The organism is Megasphaera vaginalis (ex Srinivasan et al. 2021) (genome assembly GCF_000478965.1).
In the GTDB taxonomy this organism is placed as follows: domain Bacteria; phylum Bacillota; class Negativicutes; order Veillonellales; family Megasphaeraceae; genus Megasphaera; species Megasphaera vaginalis.
The window spans coordinates 1-9,056 of sequence record NZ_AWXA01000018.1; the positions used below are offsets into that span (position 1 = coordinate 1).

At 48.8% G+C, this 9,056-nt stretch carries 9 protein-coding genes; all 9 read right to left on the reverse strand.

Annotated features, from left to right (window positions below):
* Positions 1-152 precede the first annotated feature (152 nt).
* The 9 genes from HMPREF1250_RS03775 to HMPREF1250_RS03810 all read right to left on the reverse strand — a co-directional run bounded on the left by HMPREF1250_RS03775 (position 153) and on the right by HMPREF1250_RS03810 (position 8,979).
* Positions 153-2,426 carry an adenosylcobalamin-dependent ribonucleoside-diphosphate reductase gene (locus HMPREF1250_RS03775; RefSeq protein ID WP_023053301.1) on the reverse strand — a complete coding sequence of 758 codons (2,274 nt, stop codon included), beginning with the start codon at positions 2,424-2,426 and terminating at the stop codon, positions 153-155.
* 126 nt (positions 2,427-2,552) lie between these two features.
* On the reverse strand, positions 2,553-3,497 hold the full coding sequence (locus HMPREF1250_RS03780) for an alpha/beta hydrolase (RefSeq protein WP_023053298.1): 945 nt from the start codon (positions 3,495-3,497) through the stop codon (positions 2,553-2,555).
* 160 nt (positions 3,498-3,657) lie between these two features.
* Entirely contained in the window at positions 3,658-3,843 is a 186-nt protein-coding gene (locus HMPREF1250_RS11990) for a hypothetical protein (protein ID WP_231391277.1), read from the reverse strand.
* On the reverse strand, positions 3,780-4,484 hold the full coding sequence (gene nudC, locus HMPREF1250_RS03785) for an NAD(+) diphosphatase (RefSeq protein WP_023053299.1): 705 nt from the start codon (positions 4,482-4,484) through the stop codon (positions 3,780-3,782). Before nudC ends, HMPREF1250_RS11990 begins: the two co-directional genes overlap by 64 nt.
* A 33-nt stretch (positions 4,485-4,517) precedes the next feature.
* Positions 4,518-5,435 (reverse strand): homoserine kinase, encoded by a 918-nt coding sequence (thrB, locus tag HMPREF1250_RS03790; protein ID WP_306306244.1) that lies wholly within the window; start codon positions 5,433-5,435, stop codon positions 4,518-4,520.
* Positions 5,436-6,722 carry a homoserine dehydrogenase gene (locus HMPREF1250_RS03795; RefSeq protein WP_023053296.1) on the reverse strand — a complete coding sequence of 429 codons (1,287 nt, stop codon included), beginning with the start codon at positions 6,720-6,722 and terminating at the stop codon, positions 5,436-5,438.
* A gap of 14 nt (positions 6,723-6,736) precedes the next feature.
* Positions 6,737-7,186: an ACT domain-containing protein gene (locus tag HMPREF1250_RS03800; RefSeq protein ID WP_036242581.1), complete on the reverse strand. Its 450-nt coding sequence runs from the start codon at positions 7,184-7,186 to the stop codon at positions 6,737-6,739.
* Positions 7,187-7,188: 2 nt separating this feature from the next.
* Positions 7,189-8,112, reverse strand: a complete 924-nt coding sequence (locus tag HMPREF1250_RS03805; protein ID WP_023053300.1) for an NAD-dependent epimerase/dehydratase family protein — start codon at positions 8,110-8,112, stop codon at positions 7,189-7,191.
* Positions 8,113-8,130: 18 nt separating this feature from the next.
* On the reverse strand, positions 8,131-8,979 hold the full coding sequence (locus HMPREF1250_RS03810; protein ID WP_023053302.1) for a ChbG/HpnK family deacetylase: 849 nt from the start codon (positions 8,977-8,979) through the stop codon (positions 8,131-8,133).
* Positions 8,980-9,056: the final 77 nt, after the last annotated feature.

Genomic DNA, 9,056 nt, shown 5'->3' on the forward strand with positions numbered 1-9,056 from the left:
CCGTTATCGACAAAAATACGAACGTTCCCTTACGAGATTTTTCCTCCGCTCTTAACTCTTGCGACGTAAAGAATTTTAGCATTAAAACAAAAAACTGTCAAGATAAACTTGACAGTTTTTTTACATAAAACGCCTTTAATACCGGCATCCGATCAGTTGCATTTACTCCAACCGCAATTCTTACAAGTAGTACAACCGCCTTCAAAAGCCAAAGGCTCACCGCATTGTGGACAGAAAATGCTTTCAGCTGTTACTTTTTTATCTGCTTTCGGCTTTACCGCCACTTTTTTCACACCGGAATCGGCCGCGTCTCCGCGCTGCATTTCTCGCTGCACTTCATTATACATATCCAGCAAGGCATTGCCGACTCCCATAGGACAGCACGATCCTCTGCTTGTATCTCCCCGTGTAGCGCGCCGAACGGAATAAGAAGGACAATTCCCCGTGGAATTGAGCTGATCAATAATCGTATATATATCGATCCCCGCGCGGGCACTGATAGAGATCATTCGTGAAAGGCCGATCATGAAATTATTGCATCCCCCTGTAGAGCCTTTGCTCAAATACGTTTCCAGAAGAGTCCCCGTTTCCGGATCAAAAAAAGCCATGCAATGGAGGCTGCCACAGCCTGTAACAAGTTTACGTTTTTTACCGATAACATTGTCGTCGATGCTGACAATTTCTCCGCGTGCCAAGCCTTCGCCGGCAGTCGGTACGGATTTTTCTTCCCCATGTGTCGTCAGAATGCCGGAACGCTTGCAGCCGTCGCGAAAGATCGTGATCCCCTTACAACCTTTTTCGTAGGCCATAAGATACAACTGTTCCGTCTCTTCCACGGTAAAGTTGTTGGGAACATTTACAGTAGAACTGATAGATGCGTCAATATGTTGTTGCCATGCAGCCTGCATGGCAATCCGTTCTCCGTAATCCAAGGTCAATGCCGTCACAAAATATCCGGGCAGCCGGGAATCATCTTTAATACCGTGTTTTTCCATGTACCGCTCCACGATCGGCGTATACACTTTGTAATAAACATCCGACCCGTGCAACGACTCCGTCTTCCGTTCATAATAATTGGCATAAATCGGTTCAATGCCGCCGGAAATCCCCAACATCGTCGAAAGAGTCCCTGTCGGTGCAATCGTCAACAACTGCGAATTACGCAGACCGTAAGCCCTGACCAGTGCTGCCGTTTTTTCTGTCGTATTGGCTTTAAAATAGGGGGTTTCCATAATTTCATCGACAACACACCCTTTGAAAGCGCCCTCTTCCTTGGCCAACAGCGCGGAAGCGGCAATCGCCGTATCGGCCATGACAAAACCAACTTGATGACAGAAATCAACAGCTTCCTGACTGCCGTAGGTCAAGCCCAGTTTGATCAGCATATCGCCTAGTCCCATGATGCCGAGGCCGATCTGACGCCAGATGCCGACACTGTCCCGCTGCTCCTGCAACGGGTGCAGCGGCAATCCTTCATCAAGGACATCATTCAAAGCCTTGACAGCCTGTACTACACATTGCTTAAATTCTTCAAATGCAAATGCTGCTTCAGGAGTAAACGGATCGGTAACAAAATTAGCCAAATTCATACTGCCGAGAAGGCAGGATCCGCCTGCCGGCAACGGTTCTTCCGCACAGGGATTTACTCCGGCAAAAGAAAATGCCGGCGTATTGGCTAAAAGATTCCAGCTAGTTATTCTGTCCCAAAACAGTGCTCCCGGTTCCGCATAATCCCAATTCGTTTCCGCAATCAAGCGAAAGACGTCTGCCGCTTCGACCAACGACTCGATCGTCTCTCCCGTTTCTTCCCGCGTATAGTGAAGACGGAACCGGCTTCGCGTCTTTACCGCTTCCATAAACGCATTACTCAAACGAATCGAAATATTGGCTTTCGTCACTTTTTCCAAATCCGTCTTCAGCTTAATGAATTCCAAAACGTCGGGGTGGGCGCAGTCAATAGAAATCATCAGTGCGCCGCGACGGCCGTTTTGACCGATCAACTCCGTAACCAGGGAATACAGCGTCATAAAAGAAATGGAACCGCTCGTTTCTTTCGCCGCATTGTTGATTTTAGCTCCTTTCGGACTGAGGCGGGAAATATCAATGCCGCAGCCGCCGCCGTAACTGTACGTTCGGGCCAGTTTTCCGGCACGATCGAAAATGCTCTCAATATTATCTTCTGGAGGAGCGATAACGTAACAATTGGACAAGGTTATTTTCTTGCCTTCATATTCCAATCCTCTGTTCGCCAAAATACGGCCGCCGAAAAGAAATTTTTTCGTTTCAATCAGTTGCGCCACGTTCCGATCATGACCGCTGACCCTGTCGAGCCAATGCGCAAAGGTTTCTCCGTCATTGCAATATTTATTTCTCCAGATATCCATGCCCAGCTGATTCTCTTCGCCAAGCCATTCTTTCTCATTCATTCCAGTTCCTCCCTAACACCTGTCGCTTCTTGACGAGTTATTTCGTTCTAAATACAACATATGGTACTTAACAGTTATCATGATAACAGTATGTATAAACAGCGTCAAGATATTCTGCCATGAAATCTATTTATGCTCTTCCAGAAAATTGATGACTTTTTCTTCATATGCAGCACGATCCGTCTCAATCCCCGCAGCGTGAGGAGAAGCGGGAAAAATCCAGATATGTTTGTCATTGCTGCCGCATGAGTCATAAAGGGCATACGCCGTCTGTACGGGAACCAAGGTATCCGCTTCGCCGTGTAAAAAAAGTATCGGCACATGAATGGAACGAGCGGCGTGCGCCGGTTCAATATCAGCCAAAACTTTTCCTGTTCGAATAAACATGGCGCCTTGAAAAAAGGGTTCCAAAACGGCACATCCCCACAAGAGACGTTCGTCGCCGGACCAGCGAAGCAGTTTTTCTCTTCCCAAACTGAGAATATTCCCATAAGCGCTGTCTGCAATGACAAAGTCCGGTTGTACATTGTCTTTTTCGCCGGCATAGAGCAATGCCATCGCCGCTCCCAGCGATACACCGTGAAGACCGATCTGCATCGCGCGATCTTGCTCTTTCAGCCACGCAAACCAAGCAGCCATATCGCTTGTTTCCGTCAATCCCCAATCCGTATGTCTTCCTTCGCTTTCGCCATGACCGCGCAAATCGACAAGGAGAATATTATACCCCAACTGCTTATACATAGGAATATAGGGCAAACACATCCCGCGGTTTTGATAAAGGCCATGCAGCAGTACTACTGTATGAGCAGTATATTCCTCATTCTCAATATACGTTCCCCGCAAACGAATCCCGTCGGCAGCGGTAACCGTCACCGGCCGCCACTGTTCTTCCCGTTCCAGCCTGTCGATTAACCGGGTATCGTTTCCATGATTTTCAATTCCCAACAGCTGATTCCACGGCGCCTCTCTAAAAGCTTCATAAGTACGATTGCCGACATAGGCGCCGCCAACGAGACAGAGAAAAAGCGCCGCAACAAACAGATTGCGGATCGCTCTGAATAAGCAGCCCATAAAACTCCCTTCTCCGGACTGACCGGCTTGTTGCGGAACAGCCGTCGCACACCACTGCTGAGCCGGCAGCGCCGTTCCTTTTTAATAATACAGAGAAAAACAGAACAGCACCACAGGAAACTGTTCTGTTCACAACATTAGGATTATCTATGCTAACTGTTTATGCTTTTCCTTGCCGGAAAAGGCTGATCATTTCCATCGTCAACGTAGCCGCTTCCGCATCCTTCGGCAGATCCTGCCGAAGACGCCATTCGGCAACGGCCAGTTCTCGATGATCGACGTTTAACGCAGCAGCACCGTCGAGATCGCAAAAAAACCGAAAAGAAGCGAATCGGAAAATCCCCATGGCTGACTCTTATAAAAAGTTAAATTTTTAACGCGGAGCCCTACTTCTTCCATAACCTCCCGATGTACCGTTTCTTCTATCGTTTCACCGATTTCGGCAAATCCCGCCAATAACGCCCACCGCTTATTGCCGCTTCTGCCGGCATATTTTGACACGAGCAGCGAATCGCCGTTGCGGACGGCAACGATGACGGCCGGACAAATACGCGGATAGATCAGCGTATGACACGTATCGCAATGCACCATGCGTTCCGTATCACTGTGCTTCATAGGAGCGCCACATTGCCCGCAATACCGATGATTTTCATACCAATTGTGCAGCGACAGACCGGAAACGGCGGCAAAAGCCAGCGAGCGCGGCTCCAGATGACGCATCTCCATAATCGGCAAATACGTAAATTCGACCTTTTCCGGTAATGCCGCAGGTGAAAGAAAAAACTGCCAAGTATCGATGCGAAATGCCCATTGTAACGGCTGCGGCAAAGAGACGGCATAATCGGCGAAGCGGGGCAACACAATACTGTCGCCATCCTTTTTAACCAACACCTGACGCTCTCTATACGACAGGATGAATCCGTCTTTTTGCAACGGTACGGGCCGATATTGATTGTAAAAACGATGCGGTGAAATATCCTGCAACATATCTATCGCCTTCTTCAATTCCGTATAACTTGTTTAAAGGATAACGGCACCTGTATTATCACATTTTAAAATATGACCGACAGCCCGTATTCCCTGGGCGGCAAAAGCTCCGATCATAGCATCTTTTATCGCCGCCTCACAGCCCGTCGCGAAAGCAATCAGCGTCGATCCCGAACCGCTGATCGTCGCTCCCGCCGCTCCCGCCGCCAACGCGGCCTGCAGGACGGCAGCGCCGCCGGGAATCAATTTCAGCCGATACGGCACGTGCAGCCGGTCCTCCAGACCGTACTGCAACGTATCATATCGTTTCATGATAAATGATGATACCAGATAGCTGACACGGCTGACATTGAAAACGGCGCTTTGATAAGCAATCGTCTTCGGCAAAGCCTTACGGGCCATGTCGGTAGAAACGTAAATTTCAGGACTGACCGTAATAAAAGAAAGCCCTTCTTCAATAGGAATCGAATTCGTTAACGTTTTTCCGTCTGCCAGGACAGATACGGCAAGACCGCCGCAAATCGCCGGAGCGACGTTATCGGGATGTCCTTCAATAAGCGTTGCTAACGTCAGTATATCTTGCCGGGACAGCCCGCCTCCCGTCAATTGGTTGCCGATAAGAATACCGCCGACAATCGCCGCAGAACTGCTGCCGAGACCGCGGCTGGTGGGAATGCGGTTAACCAGTCTCAGGCGACCGCCTTGAGGCAATGCCCGCTGATTGCGAACAGCAGCGGCACGCATGGATTTACCGACGAGATTCTCATCAAAGTCCGTCGAAATTTCTCCGACACCTTCTCCTTCAACTTCAATTGCAATCGTATCGGCTGCAGGGTCCTCCGTGAAATACATATCATTATAGAGATTCAAGGCCAACCCGATGGCGTCAAATCCGGACCCTAAGTTAGCCGATGTGGCAGGAATTCGTACATGCAGCTCTTTTGTCATCATTTACACCTCAATTACACGAATAGCACTGGCAACGCGGTGCACACAGGAAAGGTCGGCGATTTGCCGAAGCGATTCACGCACCAACCCGTCGGCAGAGCTGTCGATAAGCACGACAATTTCGGCGATTTCCGTCGTTTCATCCTTCTGGATAAGCGAACGGATGCTGATGTTGTTCCTGGCAAAAACGCCGGAAATGCTCGACAATACACCGGGAGCGTTGGCTACGATCATGCGCAGATAATAAGGGGCTTTGTTGGCTTGCGGCGATTTTATATGCGTTTCATGCCATACATATTCACGTTTGCCCGTCATGCTCAAGTTATAATGCAGGACGACGCTCATGATGTCACTAACGACAGCACTTGCCGTCGGCAGCGCTCCGGCGCCTTGCCCGTAATACATCAGATCGCCGACGCAATTGCCTCGTACAAAAACGGCGTTATAAGCGCCGCCGACATTGGCCAACGGATGCCCTTTGCGAATAAAGGCCGGATGGACATTCAACGATATACCGTCTTCATCATGTGACGCAATCGCCAACAGCTTGATAACATACCCCATTTCGGTGGCATGAACGATATCATCCTGGGTTACGGCCTCAATTCCCTCAACGGAAACGTCGCGGAAAGTAATGGCCGAATGGAAGCCCAACGTTGCTAAAATCGCTATTTTTCGAGCCGCGTCATAACCGCTGACATCATTCGTCGGATCCGCCTCGGCATATCCCTTCTGCTGCGCTTCCGCCAGGGCCGCTTCATAAGACAAGCCGCGCTCGGTCATATTGCTGAGAATATAATTTGTCGTGCCGTTCATGATTCCGATGATCGTTTCAATAGCATTACTGTTCAACGACGAGTGCATCGAGCGGATAATCGGAATACCGCCGGCAACGCTCGCTTCAAATTGAAAATCGACGTCATTTTCTTGTGACAACTTGAGCAACGGTATTCCATAGTCGGCAATCAGATCCTTATTGGCGCTGACGACGCTCTTGCCGCAGGTAAAACACTGTTCGATGCATCCTTTGGCGAAATCTGCGCTGCCCATAACTTCAGCGACGATTTCGACTTCAGGATCGCTGACAATATCCTGGAAATCCGTCGTCAACGTAATCGATGGAGGCAAGTTCATTTCCCGATACTTTTCCAGATCACGCACAAGAACCCACTTGATATGCAAATGCGTATTCAGTTGCTCTTCAATAATGCTGCCGTTCATTTCCAACAGATCGATAACGCCTTTGCCGACAGTGCCGCATCCCAATAAAGCAATAGATACTGTTTTCATTCTCTTTCCTCCCCTTATGCTTGGCCAATGACATAGACAGATCGGACACCCGATAAGGTCTCCAACTTCTTCACCAGGTCTTCAACAGACAATTGCAGATCTTTCGTTTCAATGGCGATGCTGACGTTCGCCATCCCTTGCAGGGGAATCCCCTGATTGATCGTTAAAATACTGCCGTTGCTGGCGGCGATCATATTTAACACTTGTGACAATTCCCCGGGTTTATCGGAAAGATTCATAGACAACGTCACTAATTTACCTTGCGTAACGTCGTAAAAAGGAAAGACACAATCTTTGTATTTATAAAAAGCGCTGCGGCTCAGATCCATGATGCGCACGGCTTCATTAATGGTCTTCGCCTGCTGATGTTTCAATATCTCCTTGACCTTGATTGTTTTTTTTATCGCTTCCGGCAGAATGTCTTCTCGAACAAGATAAAATTTTAATCCCTTATCCTCTTTCATCATCATTCCTCCTCGGCAAAGTATGCATAAGTCGCCGTTAATCCCGGCAAAAGCTTCGTTGCCGGGCGCCAATGCAAGACCTCACTGGCCTTATCATTACTGAGAGACGAGCGATAAATATCGCCGGATCTGCCGTCTGCATATGAAACGGAGACCCCTTTTCCGGAAAAATAGATCAGAATTTCCTTGAGCGCATTAACTGTCGTCTCGATCGCCGTACTGACGTTGTAAATACCGGACGGCACCTCTTTTTCCAATGCCTTTACGTTGGCCTGCGCCACGTCTTTGACATAAACAAAGTCGCGCGATTGTTCTCCGTCTCCATAGATGGTCAAGTCTTTTCCCTGTGCCAACGCTTTGGCAAAAACATAAACGACTCCACCTTCACCGTTGCTCCCCTGCCGTTCACCATAGACATTGGCATATCGGAGGATAACGTAGGACAAGCCGAAATGCTTTTCGTAAAGCTGCAAATATGACTCTGCCGTCGCCTTTGTCAACCCGTAGAAAGAAGTAGGCGCCGGCACTTCCGTCTCCTTCAACGGCATAGCCATATTATCACCATAAACGGCGGCGGAAGAAGAAAAGACGATACGTCGTACGCCATACGTGCGACAGCAATCCAAAACAACAAGGAGCGCCATAATATTCAGATCGGCATCGGCCTGCGGATGAGACAGAGAATACGGCACCAACGTCTGCGCCGCTTCATGGAAGACAACTTCAAACCGGCCGTTCCGGAATACGTCGGCCATCTTTTCCCTATCGCGGATATCATAAGGAAAAAAGGAAGCCTGTTCATGGACATGTTCCCGCTTACCGCTGCTCAAATTATCGACAACGGTTACGGCATGCCCGGCTGCGATCAGTGCATCAGTTATGTGAGAGCCGATAAATCCGGCTCCACCGGTTACTAATATATTCAACGTATACCTCCCATCAAGCTACGGCAAATCACCGTACGTAATCAGCATTATTCTGTTTTTTTGCAAAATCTCCTTCATCGCCGGCGACAACAGTGCAGCCAGTTCTTCATCCCAATGATAGTGCCAAGCGTAACGGCGGGACAGCAGTTCCTTATTCCTGCCGGGATGCATCATGATTTCGTGAATACCGAACGGTAATTGTTTTAAAATATAAGCCAAATTCGCAGAGTTCATATTGCCGCCGTCAACCATACCCCAAAAATGATCAGTTGACAAAAATCGCAGGGCCGGTAAATCCCTTGCCGCTTTTTCAGCGAGGAAGGTCAACCCGTTTCTGCCCAAGACGCGTCCGGGACGTGCCGTCAGCATCTTGAAACAGTACGCTTCCCGCGGCAACCGAAGGCGGTGCAAACCGTACTTTTTCATCAACGAACAGACGATCCGCCACACCGGCGGCAGTACATGCAAATGCTGATGACTGTCAACATGGGTGATTGGCAGACCTGACGTCATGATCTTGTTCATTTGTCTGTCCAATTCACGATAAACCTCTTCATAATTGATTTTTCCCCTATAAGCTTTTTGAATAAACGTTGCATAGCTCTCAGGAAAAAGGCCGTCATCTGCAAGCAGAGACGGCACTTCACCGGGATCCGAAAGTGGCGGCAAGGAACCGACAAGACAAAGATGTATGCCGATCCCCAGCTTCGGAAACCGTTTAGCGATTGCCACCGCCTCTTCATAAGCCCGCCCGGACGCCAATAGCGATGTACTCGATAAGATTCCCTGCTCATGTGCCAGGCGGACGGCTTCGTTCACTTCTTCATGGATACCGAAATCATCGGCATTGATAATTAATCGATTCACGTCTGTTCACCGTAGAAAATCAAAAGTTTTAAAATTCAACTTGCCGACATACTGCAAATCATCTGCTTCATGGGTCT